This window comes from Streptomyces sp. NPDC005574 (assembly GCF_040605435.1).
GTDB lineage: Bacteria > Actinomycetota > Actinomycetes > Streptomycetales > Streptomycetaceae > Streptomyces.
The window spans coordinates 222,609-242,454 of record NZ_JBEXCW010000002.1; the positions used below are offsets into that span (position 1 = coordinate 222,609).

Below are 19,846 nucleotides of genomic sequence, written 5' to 3' on the forward strand. Positions count from 1 at the left end.
GCGGGGGCCGTGGAGGTGGGCGGCGGTTGGCGCCGGCCGGTGTGAGGTGGGAGCACGTGCGGGGCACGGGCCGGCCGGTGTGCGGCGTGGGCCCGGGCGCCGCGCCGGAGTTAGGATCCGGGGCATGGCGCTGACCGTGGACGATGTGGACCGGTTCGAGGCGTCCCGGCGCCGCCTGGAGGCCATCGCCTACCGTCTCCTCGGCTCGGCGAGCGAGGCCGAGGACGCCGTACAGGAGACGTTCCTGCGCTGGCAGGCCGCCGACATCGGCCACATCCAGGTCCCCGAGGCATGGCTGACGAAGGTCCTCACCAACCTGTGCCTCAACCAGCTCACCTCGGCCCGTGCGCGGCGCGAGACCTATGTGGGCGAGTGGCTGCCCGAGCCGCTGCTCACCGGGGACCCCATGCTCGGCCCGGCCGACACCGCCGAACAGCGCGAATCCGTCTCGTACGCCGTCCTCGCGCTGCTGGAGCGGCTCTCCCCCAACGAGCGCGCGGTGTACGTGCTGCGGGAGGCTTTCGGCTACCCGCACCGGGAGATCGCCGAGATCCTCGACATCACCGAGGCCGCCGGCCAGCAGATCCTGCACCGCGCCAGGAAGCACGTCGCGGACGGCAGGGCGCGCAGCGAGGTCGACGCGGCCGCCGCCCGGCGGATCCTCGACGAGTTCCTCGCGGCCGCCGCGAGCGGGAGGACCGAGCCGCTGGTCCGGCTGCTCACCGAGGACGCCGTCGCGGTCGGCGACGGCGGCGGCAAGGTGCCGGCCCGCGCCAAGGCGTTCGAGGGCGCCCTCGCGGTCGCGACCTTCATGCGGGGCCTGTTCAAGCCGGGCAAGGCCAAACGGGCGCTGGTCGGCGGGTCGCCCGCGGTCTACGCCACGACCGCCAACGGCGGCCCCGCCCTCGTGGCCGTCCTCGACGGCCGGGTCATCGGCGTCATCTGCGTGGAGGTCACCGCCGACGGCATCGCCGCGTTCCGCAGCCAGGTCAACCCCGACAAGCTCGAACGGGCGACCCGGCGCTGGACGTCCACCGGGCACGGCGAACCGCTTCTGACCGTCTTCTGACCCGTACGGCGGCGGTGTGAGGTGCTTCACACCGGGCGCTGTCAGGAAACGGCGGGCCGCCCGGTTCAAGGGGCACATCCGCCCACGACAGGAGCAGGAACATGCAGCACCGCATCGTCGTCCTCGGAGCCGGATACGCCGGAGCCATCGCCGCCGGACGCCTCGCCAGGCGGCTGCGCCCCGAGGATGTCGCCCTCACCCTCGTCAACGCCGAACCCGACTTCGTCGAGCGCGTCCGCATGCACCAGCTGGCGACCGGCCAGGACCTCACGCCCCGGCCGCTGGCCGAGATGTTCGCGGGCACCGGCGTCGACGTGACGGTCGCCAGGGTCACCGGCGTCGACGTGGACCGCGGGACCGTCACGATCACCGGCGCGCGCGGCACGGAGGAACTGGGGTACGACACCCTCGTGTACGCCCTCGGCAGCGGCTGGAACGGCCAGGGCGTCCCCGGCGCCACCGAGCACGCCCACGAGATCGCCTCCCGCCCCGGAGCACTCCGGCTGCGCGAGCGCCTGGCCGGCCTGGACGGCGGAGAGGCCGTGGTCGTGGTCGGCGGCGGCCTCACCGGGCTGGAGGCCGCGACCGAGATCGCCGAGGCCCACCCGGACCTCGCGGTCGCGCTCGCCGCTCGGGGCGGTCTCGGCGACGGGCTCTCCCCCAAGGGCCGCGGCCACCTGCGGAAGGTCGTCGACCGGCTCGGCATCACCGTGCACGAGCACGCCGCCGTCACCGGCGTGGAGGCCGACCGGGTCACCCTCGCGGACGGCCGTTCCGTCCCTGCCGCGGTCACCGTGTGGACCGCGGGCTTCACCGTCCACCCGATCGCCGCGGCCACCACCCTGGAGGTCGGCGGCACCGGACAGATCGTGGTCGACTCCACCATGCGCTCGGTCTCGCACCCGCAGGTGTACGCCATCGGCGACGCGGCCCTGGCCATGGGCTCCACCGGCGAGCCGCTGCGGATGTCCTGCGCCTCGGGCACCCCCTCGGCGTGGCAGGCCGCCGACGCGATCGCGGCCCGTCTGACGGGCGGGAAACTCCCGAACGTGACACTCCGCTACTACAACCAGTGCATCTCGCTCGGCCGCAAGGAGGGCCTGATCCAGTACGTCACCGCCGACGACCGCCCCGTCCGCGCGGCCCTGACCGGCCGGCTCGCCGCCCTCTACAAGGAACTGGTCTGCAAGGGCGCGGCCTGGGGCGTCACCAACCCCACCCTCGGCCTCCCGACAACCCGCCGCCGGGTCACCCGGGACGTCCCCGCGACGAACTCGCGCAGCGAGGCGCCCGCCTGACCACCCACCACCCGGGGCGCCCTCTCGGCGAGGGCGCCCGGTATGCCTCGCCGCCGCCCTCCGTCGGCCTTGTGGGGACGAGTCCGGGACGCTCGCGGGCGTACAGGTACGCGCCACGTCACCTACGAGTCGGCGGTGCACGACGGGCGCATCCCGCGAATCCGCGTCGGCCCTCTGCCTACCTGGGGCCTGTCCGGCGACGGGATGCCTTCACGTCTCGGCCCGGCGGAACCTACGGTTTGTGGGTCACCCAGAGCAGTTCCGCCGGCCAGCGGTGTGCCCAGTCGGGTGGGTCGGTTTCGTTGTAGCCGTTGGGTGTTCCGAGTTCGGGCCGCGGCTCGATGAGGTCGTCGATGATGAGACCCGCGCCGCGCAGGACCTTGACCCAGTCGCCGTAGGTGAGCTGATAGCTGGTCGCGCCGTCGCCTTCGGCGATGGTGCTCAGCCCGAAGTAGTCCTGCTGCAGCGTCGTGGTCACACGGCTGGCGGCTTCGTCGTAGCAGGCTTCGAACCATGGGCTGGCGACGTTGAACACCAGGCGCCCGCCTCGGCCCAGGACGCGTGCGGCCTGCGGGACGGCCAGGTGCGGGGGCGCCCAGCTGAGCCCACCGAAGTCGCAGAACACCAGGTCGAAGCTCTCGGCGGCGAAGGGGAGTTGTTCGGCGGCGCCTTGCACCAGCGGGTAGCGGGCCGCTCCCATCGCGCGGGCCGCTGCGGCGAGTTGAGTTTCGGACAGGTCGAACCCGACCACGGTGGCGCCCTCGGCGGCGAGCGCCCTGGACCACTGGCCGGCGCCGCAGCCGAGTTCGAGGACGCGCTTGCCGGTGACATCGCCCAGGGCGTGCAGGTGCGCGTCGGGGACGGAGTACATGCCCCACAGCCGGGGTGTGGCGCCGATTTGCGGGTCGTGCTTGTGCTGGTAGGCGCTGCTGATCTGGTTCCAGAGCCGCCGGTTGGCGGGGATGCTGTCCACGTGCCGACTCCAGCACTGCCCGCCGGGGGCGGTCAACACGATCAGGGTCTCGCGGAGTACCTCGGGCACTCCGGCCCCAACACCAGGGGGCTGAGGTCCCAGAGGGGTTCCCGCGCATGAAAACGCCTCCCGCCCGCGCCGAATGCGCAGGTGGGAGGCATGATCACCAAACTTACTTCTTCTTGCCCTGGGTCTTGCCGGGGATCTTGGTGACCTGCGTTTTCGCTGCTCAGGGGCGGGGGACTCGTGCGCCTAGTGGTCGTTGTTGGTCGTCATTGGCCACTGTCGAGCGACGTCGGACGGCCCAGGGACGGCCCAGCTACGCCACACTCACTTGACGGCCGGCACCCTCGATGCGCCCCGTCTGAACCTCAGCTGGCGACAGCCAGCCACGATGCCGGGTGCGCCGACCGACCACGCACGCGTATGCCTCGCTACACCCCCACCGGCCTTGGCCACGCTGCCCTTGCCGTCGACCAGAGAGAGCCACGACGGCCGGGCCGCTATGACGGTGCTGAGCCATCAGCTTGGGAAGCTGCGGCGCTTGAAGGGGCGTTGTCACGCGGACCTGTGCAGATGCCGTCCCTGCGGGGTAGCGTGCCGGTCGGATCGCACCGCTGTTGACCGCGGTTGTCCGCGCTTACGGGCACGCTGTGGGCACGGTTTCGAAGGACGGCGGGCAGAGAACGCGGGCGAACGGGCTCTGGGGCCGGGTCCGACGCGGAGGGGCGTCGGCGTGCCTCCACGTGGTCATGCCTGTGCCTGGGCCGTGGTGTACGCAGGCAGGGGCCCCGGCAGCGGTTGCTCGGTCCATATGCACTTGCCGTCGGATGTGTAGCGCACGCCCCAGCGCTGGCTGAGCATGGCGACCAGTTGCAGTCCGCGCCCGCCTTCGTCGGTTTCCCGGGCGCGGCGGATGCGCGGGGTGGTAGGGCTTCCGTCGGAGACCTCGCAGATGAGGCTGCGGCTGCGGATCAGGCGCAGTTGCAGGGGACCTCTGGCATGGCGTACGACGTTGCCCACCAGCTCGCTGGCGAGCAGTTCCGTCGTCATCGCCAGCTCGTCGAGCTGCCATTCGGCGAGTCGGCGACGGATATGGGAACGGGCCTGGCCGGCCGCGATCGGATCTTCCGGGAGCGTCCAGACCGCCACGTCTTCGGGGCCCAGAGCGTGGGCCCGGGCGACGAGTACGGCCGCGTCGTCGCCGGTCTGCTCGCCCTCCGGCAGCAGGGCCGCGGTGAGCGAGGCGCACAGCCGGTCCAGGCGGTGGGCCTCCTCCGTCTGCTCCTGCCCGTCCGGCCGTGCCCCCGGTCCGGTCGCGGGGGCCGGGAGCGCAGTGGCGCCCGCGGTGGTGGCGAGGAGGGTTGTCAGGTGCGCGATGCCGGTGTCCATGTCGCGGCGGGCGGACTCGACGAGCCCGTCGGTGTAGAGCACCAGGAGACTCCCCTCGGGCAGCACCAGCTCGGTGGTCTCGAAGGGGGGTGTGGCAGCCCCGAGGGGCGGGTCGGCCGCCAGATCGAGGAGGCGGACCGTGCCGTCGGGGCTGACCACGGCCGGCGGCGGGTGCCCCGCGCTGGCGACGGTGCAACTACCGGTGGCCGGGTCGTACAAGGCGTACAGGCAGGTGGCGTAGAAGTCGTCGCCGAGATCGCTGACCAGGTCGTTGAGGTGCGAGACCAGCTCGTCGGGAGGCAACTCGAGGCCGGCGAGGGTGTGTACCGCGGTACGCAGCCGCCCCATGGTGGCGGCCTCGGACAGGCCGTGACCCATGACGTCTCCGATCACCAGCGCGACGCGGTCGCCGGAAAGCGGGATGACGTCGTACCAGTCGCCGCCGAGCGTGCCCTCGCTGGCGGGGAGGTAACGGGCGGCGACCGTGACGGCGGGCAGCAAGGGCAGTGCTCGTGGCAGCAGACCGCGCTGCAACTCCTGTGCGCGGTGATGCTCGGCGTCGTACAGCCGAGCGCGCTCGAGGGTCTGCGCGATCAGTCCGCTCAGCGCGATCAGCAGTCCGCGCTCGGTGTCCGCGAGGCGGCGCGGCCGTTCGAAGGAGATGATGCAGCCGCCCACGACGCGCCCGGAGACCGTCAGTGGGAGGAAGGCCCAGGCCCGCTTTCCGCCGAGGGCCGCGAAGGAGGCAAGCCCCGGATAGCGGGCCTCCATTTCCTGCGGTGAGTCGATGAACCGCGGCACACCGTCGCCGAGCACCTGGTCGAGAGGGTTGCTTTCGGGCCGTTCGGGGAGCCGGTCGATGTACGAGCGGGGGTAGCCGACCGACTGGAGCGTCCGTCCGCCGCCGGGGCTGGCGGCGTGCACGATCAGCCCCGTGGCCCCGACGAGCGGCAGCAACCGCTCAGCCACGGCGTCGATCACGTCCTGCACGGTGAGCGCCTCGGCGAGTGTCCTCGTCAGGTCCCCGATACGGGCGGTGCGCTCGGCGGCTGCCCGCTCCTCGGCGGCGCGTCGGGCCTGCATCTCGCGCTTCTCGGTGACATCGGTCAGATAGACCGTCAGCCCGTCGGGCACCGGGATGATCCGCAGGTGGTACGAGCGCCGGTCGGTCGGCGACCGTACGTCGAGACCGGTGGCGACGCGGTCCGCCATCGCGCTGCGGCACCGTGATTCGAGGGTGGGCACGGCGACCGTCGGCAGTTCCCACAGCGCGCGGCCGGTGAGGTCGTCCGAGGGACCGAGGAGCTTCTGGGCCCGCTCGTTGACGTACATGATCCGCCCGTCGGAGTCGACGGCGAGGAAGCCGTCGCTCATGTGCTGCAGGGCCCGGCCGACCGAGTCCATGGCGGCTCGCGTCTCGGTGGTCTCCCACAGACGGCCGACCATACGGGCCGCACGGCCGTCGTCCCCGTCGATGACCCTGCCCCTGGCCTCCACCCATCCGACGGTGCCGTCGGGGCGGAGCACCCGGTGTTTTACGCCGTATTCCCCGTCCTTGCGCAGCGACTGCTCCGCCTTGGTCACCACAGCCGGCAGATCTTCGGGATGGATCAGTCCCCGCCAGGTCTCGATCCGCCCGTCGAAGTAGTCCGGGGGTATGCCGAGCACGAGCGGCATCTCCTCGTCCCAGACGATGTCGCCGGTGCGGATGTTCCAGTCCCACGCGCCGATCCGCACGGCTTCCCGTGCTGCCTGGAGGGGGGCTGCCGCGTGCCGGTCAGCGGCGCCGGCCCCCAGCAGGTCGGCGATCCACCGTGCGGCCACTTCGAGAAGGCTTCGCTCCGCGGCGGTGGGTGGCCCTGGCCGGGTGATCACGACGGACAGCGCGCCGAGCGTGCCGTCGTCGCGGCACAGCGGAACGGCCGCCACGCCGGCGAGTGAAGCCGACGTCAGGCTGGGAGATGCCGGCAGCCACACCACCGTGCGCTCACGGATCGCCCGAGCGGTCGCCGCCGCCGTCTCGGCTTTGACCTGCTCCTCACCGAGGTGGAGACCCTCCGGATTTCCGCAGGTCAGCGCTGGTTGCAGACGCAGGCTGCCGCCGGGCCTGTCGAAGAGGTACACCATGCCGACCAGGGCGTCGACGGAGGTCACCGTCTGCTGCAGTGCCGATCGCAGCGGAGTGGTTTCCGATGTTTCGTACACTTTTATATCGTCGCACCGACGGACGGAAGTGGCGGTGCGGCTCCCCATCTCGCGTGGTGCGCACCTGGCGGCGCCGGGCGGCGGCTCTCCTTGCCCCGGAGGGCATGCCCAGCCCGGCGGGAGTCGGTGTCGGTCAGGGGCCGGTCGGCCGGCAGTTCGGTCAAAGACCCGGTGCAGGTCGGGACCGGTGAGACGACGACCGACCGCAGGGGCCTCGGCACGACTGTCCGTAAAGCACGCCGGAAGTGCAGGAAGACGCTCTCGGGCGCTCTTTCGGCGAAACGGTCAACGACCGCGTCACGGCTTACGCCTGCGACCCCATGGGCCGCTGTGTTCGCCGCGCGACTCCATCCGGACTGGTCTCGCCGTGGACGTACGACGCGTTGGGGCGGCCCTCGAAGCTTCGGTCGGAGGCGGGCGCCCGGGCCTTCACCATGATGCTGCCGGACACGAGACGGAGCGTCGTCTCGGTCCCGATGTTCTGCTGACCCAGACCTGGGATGAGGTCGGCCGCCTGACCGCCGGTCCCTCACCGCAGGTTCGGCCGATGCGCAGAACCTGATTCAGCACCGCGTCCATGCCTACCGCGGCGACGGCTGTCTGACAGAGATCCGTGAGCTCACCGCGGGCACCCGCCGTTTCGAGCTGGACACGATGTGCCGCGTCACAGACGGGCACGCCCGCGGCTGGACCGAGACATACACCTACGACCAGGCCGGCAAGGGAGAGCCGCGCTGATCCATCATCAGCACCCGACGAGGAGCGGCAACGCGAGGTCGCCTCCGAGCTGGATGACCTTGTCCGCGCCGAGCGGGAGAAGCACCACAAGGGCAACGCCGCGCACCACAACGAGGAACCCACGGGCGCGTAGCTCCGCCTTATGGTGCGGTTGTGGTGCGCGCCCCGCCCACCGGTCTGGACAACAAAGAACCCCCGGGTCATCGACCTGGGGGTTTCATCATGGAGCGGGTGACGAGAATCGAACTCGCGCTCTCAGCTTGGGAAGCTCGGGTTCTCCAGCCATGATTGCGGCGCTTGGCTGGGCGTTCGGGCCGACACTGACGTAGCAGTCGCCGCCCTGGTGGCGCTCGTCGTTTCGGTTCGCATGACGATCACCCGTATCTAAGCGCCACGGCCCAGCGACGGCCCCAGCGCAGCAACGAGCCCCCTAGCCGCGAAGAAACCGCAGGTAGGGGGCTTGTTCGGCTCTGCTTACTTCTTCTTGCCCTGGTTCTTGACCGCCTCGATCGCTGCCGCTGCCGCGTCCGGGTCGAGGTAGGTGCCGCCCGGGGTGAGGGGCTTGAAGTCGGCGTCCAGTTCGTAGGCGAGGGGGATGCCGGTGGGGATGTTCAGGCCCGCGATGTCGGTGTCGGAGACGCCGTCGAGGTGCTTGACGAGGGCGCGGAGGCTGTTGCCGTGGGCCGCGACCAGGACCGTGCGGCCGGTGAGGAGGTCGGGGACGATGCCGTCGTACCAGTACGGGAGCATCCGGATGACGACGTCCTTCAGGCACTCCGTGCGGGGGCGGAGCTCCGGGGGGATGGTCGCGTAGCGCGGGTCGTCCGACTGGGAGAACTCCGAGCCGTCCTCGATGGGCGGCGGCGGGGTGTCGTAGGAGCGGCGCCAGAGCATGAACTGCTCCTCGCCGAACTCCGCGAGGGTCTGCGCCTTGTCCTTGCCCTGGAGGGCGCCGTAGTGGCGTTCGTTGAGGCGCCAGCTGCGGTGGACCGGGATCCAGTGGCGGTCGGCGGACTCCAGGGCGAGCTGCGCGGTGCGGATGGCGCGCTTCTGGAGCGAGGTGTGGACCACGTCGGGGAGCAGGCCGGCGTCCTTGAGCAGCTCACCGCCGCGGACTGCCTCCTTCTCGCCCTTCTCGTTGAGGTTGACGTCCACCCAGCCGGTGAACAGGTTCTTCGCGTTCCATTCGCTCTCGCCGTGGCGGAGGAGGATCAGCTTGTACGGTGCGTCGGCCATGCGTATGAGCGTAATGGAAGGCTTCGACCGCCTGCGCGTCCGCTCGAGGGACGGACGGTTGACGGGATCTGTTAATCGGGTGGCCTGCCCCGACGCCCCCTTCGTAATGTGTGCCTACCGCCTGAGCCGCTTACATCGCTGACATCCGTGGGGGATCCGTCATGTCCGTCGCCGCCCTGAGACGTGCCGCCCGCGAGAGTGTCTCCGGTCTTCCCCGGGCGTTCTGGTGGCTGTGGATCAGCACCCTGGTGAACCGGCTCGGCGCGTTCGTCGCCACCTTCATGGCGCTGTATCTGACCCTGGACCGCGGCTACTCCGCCTCGTACGCCGGTCTCGTCGCCTCGCTGCACGGGCTCGGCGGGGTCGTCTCCTCGCTCGTCGCCGGGGTGCTCGCGGACCGGCTGGGGCGGCGGCCCACCCTGCTCGTCGCCCAGGCGTCGACGGCCGCGTCCGTCGCGCTGCTCGGCTTCGTGCACGACCCGGTCGCCATCGCCGGTGTCGCCTTCCTTGTCGGCATGACGTCCAACGCCTCGCGGCCGGCCGTGCAGGCGATGATGGCCGACATCGTGCGCCCCGAGGACCGCGTCCGTGCCTTCTCGCTGAACTACTGGGCCATCAACCTCGGGTTCGCCGTCTCCTCCATGGGCGCGGGCTTCGTCGCCGAGTACAGCTACCGCGCCGGGTTCCTCGTCGAGGCGGGGATGACGGCCCTGTGCGCGGTCGTGGTCTTCCTGAAGCTGCCCGAGTCGCGGCCCGCCGTACCGGTGGGCAAGGAGGCCGTGACCGGCGTCGGACTCGGCACCGTGCTGCGCGACGGGCGTTTCATGAGCGTCGTCGGACTGTGCTTCCTGGTCGCCCTGGTCTTCCAGCAGGGCGCCGTCGGGCTGCCGGTCGCCATGGGCGAGGCCGGCTTCACCCCCGCCGACTACGGCATGGCGATCGGCGTTAACGGTGTCCTGATCGTCGTGCTGCAGATCCCGGTCACCCGTCTCATCGAACACCGGGATCCCAGACGGCTGCTGGTCGTCTCGTCCCTGCTCGCCGGCTACGGCTTCGGGCTCACCGCGCTCGCCGGGTCCGTCGGCGTCTTCGCCCTCACAGTGTGCGTGTGGACACTGGCCGAGATCGTCAACGCGCCCACGCAGACGGGTCTCGTCGTCCGCCTCTCCCCCGTCCACGGGCGCGGCCGCTACCAGGGCGTCTACACCCTGTCCTGGTCCGTCGCGGGCCTGGTGGCCCCCCTCATGTCCGGGTTCGTCATCGACCGGTTCGGCGCGGACTGGCTGTGGGGGCTGTGCGCGCTGGTCGGCACCGCCGCGGCCGTCGGATACGGCTTCCTGATGCGACGGCTGCCGGACGAGGTGCCCACAACGCCGGCCGTGAGGACGGCGGCGACCGCACCGGCACCGCCACCGGTACACGCACCGGTCCCCGCCCCGGCCCCGGCCGACGGTCACCCCGCTCCCGCCGCTCCCTGAGCACGGCGGGCCCGCGCCCCGGTCCCCTCACGGATGCATCCGCGCGCCCTTCAGGACCTTGTCCACCGCGTTCTTCGGGCCGTGCACCGCGAGTCCCACCAGGTCGAGTTCCGCCGTGCCCACGGCCCGCACCGCCGCCCGGTTGTCACGGTCGTTGCCCGTGGCGAACAGGTCCGACGTGAAGAGGGCCCGGGGCAGCGCGCGGGACAGCGCGCGCGTGTGCGCGGCCTTCAGCGTCTCCTTGTCGCCCTCGAAGACCAGGACCGGCTGGCGGAACATGGGCAGGTACCGCACTCCGCCTGCGTCCTCGTACGGCTCGCCGATCACCTCCGGGACCTCCGTGCCGAGGCCGCTCACCAGGAACGCGGTGACGTTCAGACGCTGCCAGGTCTCCAGGTCGTCCCGCAGCAGGACGGCGATCTTGGTGTCGAAGCGGATCATGGGTTCGGGGTGTGTGCCTGCGTTCATGCCTTGAGACTGCCGACCGGGGTCCGACGCCGTCTTGTACGTTCTTTGCATGGCCGCTCAGCGTGAGGTCACCGCGTGGCGCCCCCGCATCCCGGGGGTCGTCGAGGTGTTCCACGCCCATTTCACCGAGTACGCCTACCCGATGCACGTCCACGACGCGTGGACGCTGCTCATCGTGGACGACGGCGCCGTACGGTACGACCTCGACCGGCACGAGCACGGCACCCCGCACGACACCGTGTCCCTGTTGCCGCCGCACGTCCCGCACAACGGTTCCCCCGCCACCCCGCACGGCTTCCGCAAGCGGGTGCTGTACCTCGACGACAGCCGGCTCGGCACCGACCTCGTCGGGGCCGCCGTGGACGCGCCCGACCTGCGGGACCCCGTGCTGCGGCGGCGCGTCGGCCGGCTGCACACCGCGATGACGCACCCCGGTGACGAGCTGGAGGCGGAGAGCCGGCTGACGCTCATCGCCGAGCGGCTGCGCGCCGTACTGCGGCCGGCCACGGGGGCGGGCACCCCGCGCCCCGACCCGGCGCTCGCCCGCCGGCTGCGGGAGCTGCTCGACGAGCACGTCGTGGACGGGATCGGCCTGGAGGAGGCCGCGGGACTCGTGCACGCCCATCCCGCGCATCTCGTACGGGCGTTCAGCGGCGCCTACGGCATCGCCCCGCACCAGTACCTGACGTCCCGCCGGGTCGACCGGGCCCGGCGCCTGCTGCTCGACGGCCGTCCGCCGGGCGAGGTGGCCACGGCGACCGGTTTCTTCGACCAGTCCCATCTCACCCGCCACTTCAGGAAGTTGGTAGGGGTGACGCCGGGACGGTACACGCGGACGGGGGCGGGGTGACCGCCACTCCGCGGACGCTCACCGGCGTACCGGCTGACGAAGGCCGGTGATCAGTCGGCCGGGCGCTGGGTCAGGTGGGCGAACGCCTCCAGGTTGCGGGTCGACTCACCGCGCGAGACGCGCCACGCGTACTCCTTGCGGATCGCGGAGGCGAAACCGAGCTCCAGAAGGGTGTTGAAGCTTCCGTCGGCCGCCTCCAGCACCTGGCCGAAGAGCCGGTCGATCTCCTCCGCGGTGACCGAGCCCAGCGGCAGCTTGCCGGTGACGTAGACGTCGCCGAGGGGGTCGACGGCGTAACTCACGCCGTAGAGCTTGAGGTTGCGCTCCAGGAGCCAGCGGTGGACGCCCGGCTCGTTCTCGTCGGGGTGGCGCACCACGAAGGCGTTGAGGGAGAGCGAGTGTCTGCCGACCAGGAGCGAGACGGTGGTGGACAGCTTGCGGGTGCCGGGGAGTTTCACGACGTAGTTGCCGGGAGCGGGGCTCTCCCAGTCGAGTTCGGCGTCCTTCAGGAAGCCCTCGATGACCTGGGCCGCCGTCTTCGCATCAGCCATGGTGGGAGCGTACGCGACGCCGGTGGGACTGGGTCGCGGCGGTGTAAACGTCGGCCGTGGCCGCGGCGGCGGTGTCCCAGCCGAAGGACTGGGCGTGCCGCGCGGCGGCCGCGCCCATGCGGGGCGACAGCGCGGGATCGTCGGCGAAGTCGCGCAGCACGCGCGCGTAGTCGGCCGGGCGGTGCCCCTGGACCAGGAAACCGGTCTGCCCGTCGCGTACGGCGACCGGGAGGCCGCCGACCGAGGCGGCCAGCACCGGCGTACCGGCGGCCTGGGCCTCTATGGCGACCAGGCCGAAGGACTCGCTGTAGGACGGCATGACCAGGACGGAGGCCGCCCGGAACCAGTCCGCGAGCTGCTCCTGCCCGACGGGCGGGCAGAACCGTACGACATCGGCGACGCCCAGGCGCGAGGCGAGCTTCTGCAGCCCCTCGGGCTTCGCGAGGCCGCTGCCGCTGAGGCCGCCGACCACCGGGACGACGAGGTTCGGGCGCAGGTCGGGGCGCTCGTCGAGGAGGACCGCCACCGCCCGCAGCAGGACGTCGGGGGCCTTGAGGGGCTGGATGCGGCCCGCGAAGAGCGGGATCAGCGCGTCCTGGGGCAGGCCGAGGCGGGCGCGGGCAGCGGCGCGGCCGTCGGCGGGGCGGAAGCGTTCGAGGTTCACGCCCGGGTGGACGACGGCGACCTTGCCGTGGTCGGCGGCGTAGTGCCGGACGAGTTCGTCGGCCTCTTCGGCGGTGTTGGCGATGAGGCGGTCCGCGGCGGCGACGATCTGCGTCTCGCCGATGACGCGGGCGGCGGGCTCGGGGGTGTCGCCGTCGGCCAGGTTGGCGTTCTTGACCTTCGCCATGGTGTGCATGGCGTGCACGAGGGGGACGCCCCAGCGCTGGGCGGCTAGCCAGCCGACGTGACCGGAGAGCCAGTAGTGGGAGTGCACCAGGTCGTAGTAGCCGGGGCGGTGGCCGGCCCAGGCCTGCATCACCCCGTGCGTGAAGGCGCACAGCTGGGCCGGGAGGTCCTCCTTGGCCAGCCCCTCGTAGGGGCCCGCGTCGATGTGGCGGACCAGGACGCCGGGGGCGAGGTCGACGGTCGGCGCGAGGCCGCCGGTGGTCGCGCGGGTGAAGATCTCGACCTCGATGTTGATCGCGGCGAGGCGCTGCGCGAGTTCCACGATGTAGACGTTCATGCCGCCGGCGTCACCGGTGCCCGGCTGGTGGAGCGGCGAGGTGTGCACGGAGAGCATGGCCACCCGCCGAGGCCGGCGGTGCAGCCTGAGCCGGGACGGTGCCGCCGGGGAGCGCCGCCCGAGCCTGCTGACGTACTGGCTCACGTGGCGTTCCTCCTTGCTGCGGACATGCCTGTCGGAGGGCGTGGGGCACCCCCCAGGGGCTTGCAACACCGGAGGACGCCGCTCCATTTCCCGCCTCCCCGTATTTGCCGAATCATTACCGAACCTCGCTCAACCGTTCGAGGGCTCCCTGCGTGGGTCGACGTGGCCCCGCCCGGTCGGGCGCGCGCGGGCAGGGCGCATGCGCTCGCGCGCGTTCGTGCCCGCGAGGTCGCGGTTCGGATCCCGTCCGCGCGTCCCGCGTCCGACGATTCACGGCCCGCGCCGGGTACCCGCATACCCTCGTACGCATGACAGCCCGCCCAGCCGCCCTCACCTACTCCCGGCTCCGCCCGGGCGGGGGGAGCCCCGTCGTGGGCACGGTGACACGCGGGACGACCAACCCCAACCGGCTGCGCCGCATGGACCGCTGGATCGCCGCCACGCACGGCGCGGAACTGCGCCGCGCCGCCGACCCCGTCGCCGTCGACCTCGGCTACGGAGCGGCCCCCTGGACGGCCGTCGAACTGCTCGCCCGGCTGCGGGAGACCGCCCCCCGCGCGCGGGTGGTCGGCGTCGAGATCGAACCCGCGCGGGTCGCCGCCGCGAAGCCCTACGAGCGCGACGGACTCACCTTCCGGCACGGCGGCTTCGAGATCCCCCTCCCCCAGCGGCCACTGCTCATCCGGGCGGCCAACGTCCTGCGGCAGTACGACGAGACGGAGGTCGCCGCCGTCTGGGAGCGGCTGCGGGCGCGGCTCGCGCCGGCCGATCCGGCGGCCGGCTCCCGGGGCGGGCTGCTGGTCGAGGGGACCTGTGACGAGATCGGGCGCCGGCACGTGTGGGTGGCGCTCGGCCCGGAGGGTCCGCGCACGGTCACCTTCGCCACCCGGCTCGGCTCACTGGAGCGCCCCTCGGACCTGGCCGAGCGGCTGCCGAAGGCGCTCATCCACCGCAACGTCCCCGGCGAACCGGTGCACGCGTTCCTGCGCGACTTCGACCGCGCCTGGGCGGCCGCCGCTCCCTACGTGTCGTACGGCGCCCGGCAGCGCTGGATCCGGGCGGTGCGGGAGGTGGCCGCCGACTGGCCGGTGACGGACGGGCCGGGGCGGTGGCGCCAGGGTGAAGTGACCGTGCGCTGGGAGGCGTTGGCCCCGCGCGGCTGAACCCACCGACCGCTCCTGCCCCTCACCCGACCTGCGGGGAACGATCTCCGTGAGTCGTTCGTCACACAGGCGGGGAGATCGTCGTGCCGCCGGGAGGGAGGGGAAGGGATCCGCCGAGCGCGGCCTTGCGGTACCTCTGTCGCTTTGCGCGACGACATGGCACGATCCCCGGGCGTCCGTAAGTTACTGACGGTAAATCAGGTTGCGGCCCAAGGAATGCGGGGGCAGGGATATGGGAGCGGGCAGGCGCGGGCTGATCACCGCGGCCGTGGCGGTGGTGTGCGCGGTCACCGTCCTCGCGGCACCGGGCGCGGCGTTCGCCGCCCCGGACCCCACACCGACACCGGCGGCGACACCGGCGGCCGGTTCGGGCACCGCTGCGGCGCTCCCCCCGAACAGGGACCTGGAGGCCGTCCGCGAGCGGCTGGAGAGGCTGTATCACGAGGCCGCCGTCGCCACCGACGCGTACAACGCGGCCGAGGAGAAGGCGCAACGGCAGTCCGCCCAGCTGGTCGAGCTGGCGAAGAAGATCGTCAAGGGCCAGGAGAGACTGGCCGAGTTGAAGGACCGCGCGGGCGCCGCGGCCCGCGCCCAGTACCGCGGCGGCGGCCTGCCTGACGAGGCCCATCTGCTGCTGAGCGACAACCCGCAGGAGTTCCTCGACGGCGCGGGCCGGGTGCTCCAGGGCCAGCACGCGGCCAGGGGACTCCTCGGCGAGATGACCCGCACCCAGCAGGACTTGGAGCTGTACGCGAAGGACGCCTCCGCCCAGTGGAAGAAGCTGGAGGCGGGCCGCAAGGCCAAGGCCGCGGCCACCAAGAGGGTCGAGCAGCGGATCGCGGCGGCCGAGGAGCTGGAATCGCGGCTGGAGAAGAAGGAGAAGGAGCGCCTCGCCGAGTTGGAGGAGGCGGCCGCCCACCGGGCGCAGACCACCTGGCTCGACACCGGAGTCCTCGACGAGAGCCACGGCAGCGCCAGCGAGCAGGGCAAGAAGGCGGTCGAGTTCGCCACCGCGCAGCTGGGCAAGCCGTACGAGTGGGGCGCCGAGGGCCCGAGGACGTACGACTGCTCCGGCCTGACCTCGCAGGCGTGGGCGCACGCCGGGCACCCCGTCCCGCGCACCTCGCAGGAGCAGTGGAAGCAGTTGCCGCACGTCGCCGTGCAGGACATGCGCCCCGGTGACCTGGTCATCTACTTCGCCGACGCCAGCCATGTCGCCCTGTACGTGGGGGACGGCGCGATCGTGCACGCCCCGCGGCCCGGCCGCACGGTGACGGTGGCGGGGGCCGGTTCCATGCCGATACTCGGGGTCGTACGGCCGGACGCGTGAGGGCGGGCGGCGGGCCGGCCGGGGGCCGGCGCCCCACGCGGGGACGCGTCGGGGCCGTACGGTCACAACCCTCCATCGCCACCGCGCGCCGCATGCGTGACGGCTGAACGGGCATACGCACCAGGTGAACCGGGCTCCTCGTCACGGTGAACCCCGCCACGTGATCTGCCCCACGCCCGGCCTGCCGCCGACGTGACGTTCGTCATTGCGGCGACACCCCTGACCAGTCCAACTGCGTTACCGACCGCGGCATATGACAGTGGCGGACGCCCGTGCGCCCCGTCTCACACCATTCCGCTGCGGCGCCGACTACCGCTATGGTCCCCGTCGGTGGGTCGAGGTCCCTCGCCCCGCCATGCCCTCGGGGGGAGGGAAGGAACCCAAGACGATGCCCGTACCCGTACCGCGGCAGAGAGCGATCCCGGCCGTGGAGAGTGGTCAGGCGCCGGCCGCGTCACCGAGCGGCCGCTTCAGGGAAGAGGCCCCGCGCACCGAAGCCACCCCGGCCGAGAAGACGGCCGAGAAGACGGCCGGCACCACCCAGGGCCCCACTCAGCCCCACCTGACGCTCCTGCTGATCGAGGACGACCCGGGCGGCTCCGCCGCCGTGCCCGAACTCCGGGACGCGGCCGGCCGGCCGTTCCGCATCCGTACCGCGCGCAACCTCACCGAGGCCGAGCGGCTGCTCACCGACGACGTCCACTGCATCCTGCTGGACCTCGCGCTGACCGTCCCCGGCCTGCCCGGTGACGACGAGGAACTGGCCGTGCTGCGGCACGTGCTGCGGCTCGCCCCCCGGCACGCCGTCCTCGCGCTGACCGACTCCGGCGACGCCGAACGCGGCACGGAGGCGGTGCGGGTGGGCGCCCAGGACTACCTGTTCCGGGACGAGCTGGACGCCCGGCTGCTGAGCCGCGCCATCCGCTACGCCGTCGAGCGCAAGCGTTCCGACACGGCCGAGCGGCGGCTCGCCGAGGGCCGCCTGCGCGCCCAGGAGAACCGCCGGCTGGAGCGGGGCCTGCTGCCCACGCCCCTCCTGGAGGGTTCCTCGCTGCGCTTCGCGGCCCGCTACCGCCCGGGGCGTTCGCGCGCCCTGCTCGGCGGCGACTTCTACGACACCGTCCGCACCCCGGACGGCACGGTGCACGCCATGATCGGCGACGTCTGCGGCCACGGGCCGGACGAGGCGGCGCTCGGCGTCGAGCTGCGCATCGCCTGGCGGGCGCTGACCCTGGCCGGCCTGTGCGGGGACCAGCTGCTGGGGACCCTGCAGCAGGTCCTCGAACACGAGCGCTCGGACGACGAGATCTTCGCGACGCTGTGCACGGTCGACATCGCGCCGGACGGCCGTCGCGCGGGCCTGTGCCTGGCGGGTCATCCCTCGCCGCTGATAGCCCGCCCGGGCCGGCCGGCCAAGCTGCTGCCGTACGACAACAACGGCCCGGCACTCGGTCTGCTGCCGGGCGCGCGCTGGCCGCGCACGCAGGTCGAGCTGGGGGCCGAGTGGAGCCTGATGCTCTACACCGACGGTCTGATCGAGGGCCACATCGGCCGCGGCCGGGAACGGCTCGGCCAGGACGGCATGGTGGAGATGGTCCGCCGCCAGCTGGCCGAGGGCCTGCGCGGCGAGGAGCTGCTGCGGGCCGCCGTCAACGAGGTCCGCGACCTGAACGGCGGGGAGCTGACCGACGACGTGGCGGTCGTGCTCCTGGACCGCACCCCCTGACCCGCCGGCCGGAGCACGGACACCGCGGGTGAGCGCGGGCCGGGTCGCCGCACGCGAAAAGCCGGCGCCCTGGGGCGCCGGCTCGCGGTCCTACGGCGTGGGGGCCGCGCGGCCCCCGGGTGTCACCGTCCGCCGTTGTACGGCCCGTACGGTCCGTCGCTGCTGGAGCCGCCGCCGCGGCGGCTGCGGCCGCCCCCCGGCAGTCCGCGCAGGGCGGGGCGCACGTCGACCATGTACACGATGGACGCGACGAGGCCGATGATCGGCAGGAACGACAGGATCGGGAAGATCAGGCTCACCACGAACGCGATCGCCAGGATGATCAGCCAGAACGGCTTGGTCTGCTTGTCGGCGGCGCGGTAGCCGTCCTCGCGGCGCACGGCCGCGTCGAGCAGTGCGAAGCCGCTGAACAGGATCATGGCGACACTCAGCAGCCACATGAACCCTGCGAACCCCTGCATCAGCACAACGTCCACCACCCGATTCGGCTTGTCTTCACGCGGTCACCGTACCCGGTCCCGGAAGCCCGTTACCCGGAGAACGGGCCGGGCACTCCAGGAGTGCCCGGCCCGTGTCATCGCCCCGTCGCCCTACTTGGCGGGCGGCGTCGTCTTCTTGGCGGTGGGCTTGCGCACCGGGGTCGGGGCCGGAGCCGGAGCCGGGGTCTTCTTCGCGGCGGGCTTCTTGGCCGCCGCGGGCTCGGGCCTGACCACGACGGGCTTCGCGACGGGCGTCTCCACCTTGACGGGGGCCGGCGCGTCGTTCGGCTCGACGGCGATGGCGAGCTCCTCGATCTCCTCGGCGGCCTCGCCACGCCAGGTCCGCACGGCCTGCTCGCCGTGCTCGGCGACCTTCTCGTAGGTCTCCCGGGCCTTCACGGCGTACTCGGCGGCGACGCCGACACCGCGCAGCGCGATGTCCTGGGCGGACTCGCCGAGCTTCTTGAGGTCCGCGTCGAGCGTGCTGCCCAGCTTCTTCAGGTCGCCGTCGAGGGCGCCGAAGAACTCGCCGACCCTGGCCTGCAGGCTCTCCTGGGCCTCCTTGGCCTTGGCGCTCGCCTCCTTGGCGCGGGCGGCGGCCTTCTCCTGCACGGCCTTCGGGTCGGTGCCGCGGACGGCGTCGATACGGGCCGGCGCCTCCGCGCGCAGCTGCTCCACCAGACCGGGCACCTTCTTGGCCTGCTGCAGGGCCAGGTCGGCCGTGCCGGCGGCGAAGTAGAACGGGGTCGGGTCGCTGAAGGTCTTGCGCAGATCGTCGGTGATGGCCATGGTGAGGGTCCTCCCGTGAATTCTTTCGGCTGAGGGTTGATGAAGGTCCGCGGTCAGGCGGCCGGTGCCCTGGTCCGGCTCAACCGGCCGTCTGCTGCGGATCGATGTCGGTGGTCGCGGTACCGCCGGCACGTCTCGCCGTGCCGGTGCCGCCGTCGACCGTGCGAACGGGCCGTACGACGGTGTCGCTCTGCGTGTGCTCGCTCACCGCGGTGTCCCGCGGTATGTCCTGCCCCGCGTCCCCTACGGCGATCTCGAATCCGTTCTCCTTGCGGAAGGACTCGTAGATCTGGAGCAGCACCTGCTTCTGCCGCTCGGTCAGCGTGGGATCGGCGAGGATGACCGCGCGTGTCTCCACCTCGTCCCGGTCCCGCTCGGCGTCGAGGATGCCGGCCCGCACGTACAGCGTCTCGGCGGAGATCCGCAGCGCCTTCGCGACCTGCTGCAGCACCTCCGCGCTCGGCTTGCGCAGCCCGCGCTCGATCTGGCTCAGATAGGGATTGGACACCCCGGCGGCGTCGGCGAGCTGCCGCAGCGACAGCTGCGCCGTGCGCCGCTGCTCGCGCAGGTACTCACCGAGATTGCCGACGTTGAGCGATGCCATGGCTCCACCCTGCCGCATCGCCGCTAACTATTGCAAGCATCTGCTTGCAATAGTGCGCCACGCCACTCGCACGGCGGCGCGGGGCCACCCGTTCGGCCCCGGGGCCCGCGGGTGGGGCGCACACCTTGCCGGACACGCAGGCCGCGCGTACCCAAGGTGGCGCGTAC

At 72.2% G+C, this 19,846-nt stretch carries 16 protein-coding genes; 7 read left to right on the top strand and 9 right to left on the bottom strand.

Going from position 1 to position 19,846, the window contains the following annotated elements; all coding sequences use genetic code 11:
* Positions 1 to 124 precede the first annotated feature (124 nt).
* Entirely contained in the window at positions 125 to 1,069 is a 945-nt protein-coding gene (gene sigJ / locus ABZT03_RS02670; protein WP_356032474.1) for an RNA polymerase sigma factor SigJ, read from the top strand.
* Positions 1,070 to 1,170: 101 nt separating this feature from the next.
* The gene (locus ABZT03_RS02675) at positions 1,171 to 2,367 is read left to right on the top strand and encodes an FAD-dependent oxidoreductase (RefSeq protein WP_356032477.1); all 1,197 of its coding nucleotides are present in this window, start codon (positions 1,171 to 1,173) and stop codon (positions 2,365 to 2,367) included.
* A gap of 232 nt (positions 2,368 to 2,599) precedes the next feature.
* On the opposite strand, the gene ABZT03_RS02680 is transcribed toward ABZT03_RS02675, so the two are convergent.
* The 3 genes from ABZT03_RS02680 to ABZT03_RS02690 form a co-directional block, all read right to left on the bottom strand.
* Positions 2,600 to 3,340, bottom strand: coding sequence for a class I SAM-dependent methyltransferase (locus ABZT03_RS02680; protein WP_356032480.1), 741 nt, complete (start codon positions 3,338 to 3,340; stop codon positions 2,600 to 2,602).
* Positions 3,341 to 4,090: 750 nt separating this feature from the next.
* Positions 4,091 to 6,937 (bottom strand): SpoIIE family protein phosphatase, encoded by a 2,847-nt coding sequence (locus ABZT03_RS02685; protein WP_356032482.1) that lies wholly within the window; start codon positions 6,935 to 6,937, stop codon positions 4,091 to 4,093.
* A gap of 1,212 nt (positions 6,938 to 8,149) precedes the next feature.
* Positions 8,150 to 8,911, bottom strand: a complete 762-nt coding sequence (locus ABZT03_RS02690) for a phosphoglyceromutase (protein WP_356032485.1) — start codon at positions 8,909 to 8,911, stop codon at positions 8,150 to 8,152.
* A gap of 161 nt (positions 8,912 to 9,072) precedes the next feature.
* Between ABZT03_RS02690 and ABZT03_RS02695 the strand changes: the two genes are divergently transcribed.
* The gene (locus tag ABZT03_RS02695; protein ID WP_356032488.1) at positions 9,073 to 10,389 is read left to right on the top strand and encodes an MFS transporter; all 1,317 of its coding nucleotides are present in this window, start codon (positions 9,073 to 9,075) and stop codon (positions 10,387 to 10,389) included.
* A 27-nt stretch (positions 10,390 to 10,416) separates the two neighbouring features.
* Here ABZT03_RS02695 and ABZT03_RS02700 read toward each other — a convergent pair whose 3' ends face one another.
* Positions 10,417 to 10,857 carry a DUF2000 domain-containing protein gene (locus tag ABZT03_RS02700; RefSeq protein ID WP_356032490.1) on the bottom strand — a complete coding sequence of 147 codons (441 nt, stop codon included), beginning with the start codon at positions 10,855 to 10,857 and terminating at the stop codon, positions 10,417 to 10,419.
* A gap of 49 nt (positions 10,858 to 10,906) precedes the next feature.
* Between ABZT03_RS02700 and ABZT03_RS02705 the strand changes: the two genes are divergently transcribed.
* On the top strand, positions 10,907 to 11,707 hold the full coding sequence (locus ABZT03_RS02705) for an AraC family transcriptional regulator (protein WP_356032493.1): 801 nt from the start codon (positions 10,907 to 10,909) through the stop codon (positions 11,705 to 11,707).
* Positions 11,708 to 11,757: 50 nt separating this feature from the next.
* Here the strand turns inward: ABZT03_RS02705 and ABZT03_RS02710 are convergent, their stop codons facing one another.
* Positions 11,758 to 12,258, bottom strand: coding sequence for a YbjN domain-containing protein (locus tag ABZT03_RS02710; protein WP_356032496.1), 501 nt, complete (start codon positions 12,256 to 12,258; stop codon positions 11,758 to 11,760).
* Entirely contained in the window at positions 12,251 to 13,588 is a 1,338-nt protein-coding gene (gene mshA, locus ABZT03_RS02715; protein WP_356032499.1) for a D-inositol-3-phosphate glycosyltransferase, read from the bottom strand. Before mshA ends, ABZT03_RS02710 begins: the two co-directional genes overlap by 8 nt.
* Positions 13,589 to 13,959: 371 nt before the next feature.
* Between mshA and ABZT03_RS02720 the strand changes: the two genes are divergently transcribed.
* The 3 genes from ABZT03_RS02720 to ABZT03_RS02730 all read left to right on the top strand — a co-directional run bounded on the left by ABZT03_RS02720 (position 13,960) and on the right by ABZT03_RS02730 (position 17,807).
* Positions 13,960 to 14,751: a class I SAM-dependent methyltransferase gene (locus ABZT03_RS02720; RefSeq protein ID WP_356032624.1), complete on the top strand. Its 792-nt coding sequence runs from the start codon at positions 13,960 to 13,962 to the stop codon at positions 14,749 to 14,751.
* 232 nt (positions 14,752 to 14,983) lie between these two features.
* The gene (locus ABZT03_RS02725; protein ID WP_356032500.1) at positions 14,984 to 16,081 is read left to right on the top strand and encodes an NlpC/P60 family protein; all 1,098 of its coding nucleotides are present in this window, start codon (positions 14,984 to 14,986) and stop codon (positions 16,079 to 16,081) included.
* 388 nt (positions 16,082 to 16,469) lie between these two features.
* Positions 16,470 to 17,807: a SpoIIE family protein phosphatase gene (locus tag ABZT03_RS02730; RefSeq protein ID WP_356032503.1), complete on the top strand. Its 1,338-nt coding sequence runs from the start codon at positions 16,470 to 16,472 to the stop codon at positions 17,805 to 17,807.
* A gap of 122 nt (positions 17,808 to 17,929) precedes the next feature.
* On the opposite strand, the gene ABZT03_RS02735 is transcribed toward ABZT03_RS02730, so the two are convergent.
* The 3 genes from ABZT03_RS02735 to ABZT03_RS02745 form a co-directional block, all read right to left on the bottom strand.
* Positions 17,930 to 18,268, bottom strand: a complete 339-nt coding sequence (locus tag ABZT03_RS02735) for a DUF2516 family protein (RefSeq protein WP_356032506.1) — start codon at positions 18,266 to 18,268, stop codon at positions 17,930 to 17,932.
* Between the two features lie 129 nt (positions 18,269 to 18,397).
* Positions 18,398 to 19,075, bottom strand: a complete 678-nt coding sequence (locus tag ABZT03_RS02740) for a hypothetical protein (RefSeq protein ID WP_356032508.1) — start codon at positions 19,073 to 19,075, stop codon at positions 18,398 to 18,400.
* Between the two features lie 79 nt (positions 19,076 to 19,154).
* Entirely contained in the window at positions 19,155 to 19,679 is a 525-nt protein-coding gene (locus tag ABZT03_RS02745) for a helix-turn-helix domain-containing protein (protein ID WP_356032511.1), read from the bottom strand.
* Positions 19,680 to 19,846 lie beyond the last annotated feature (167 nt).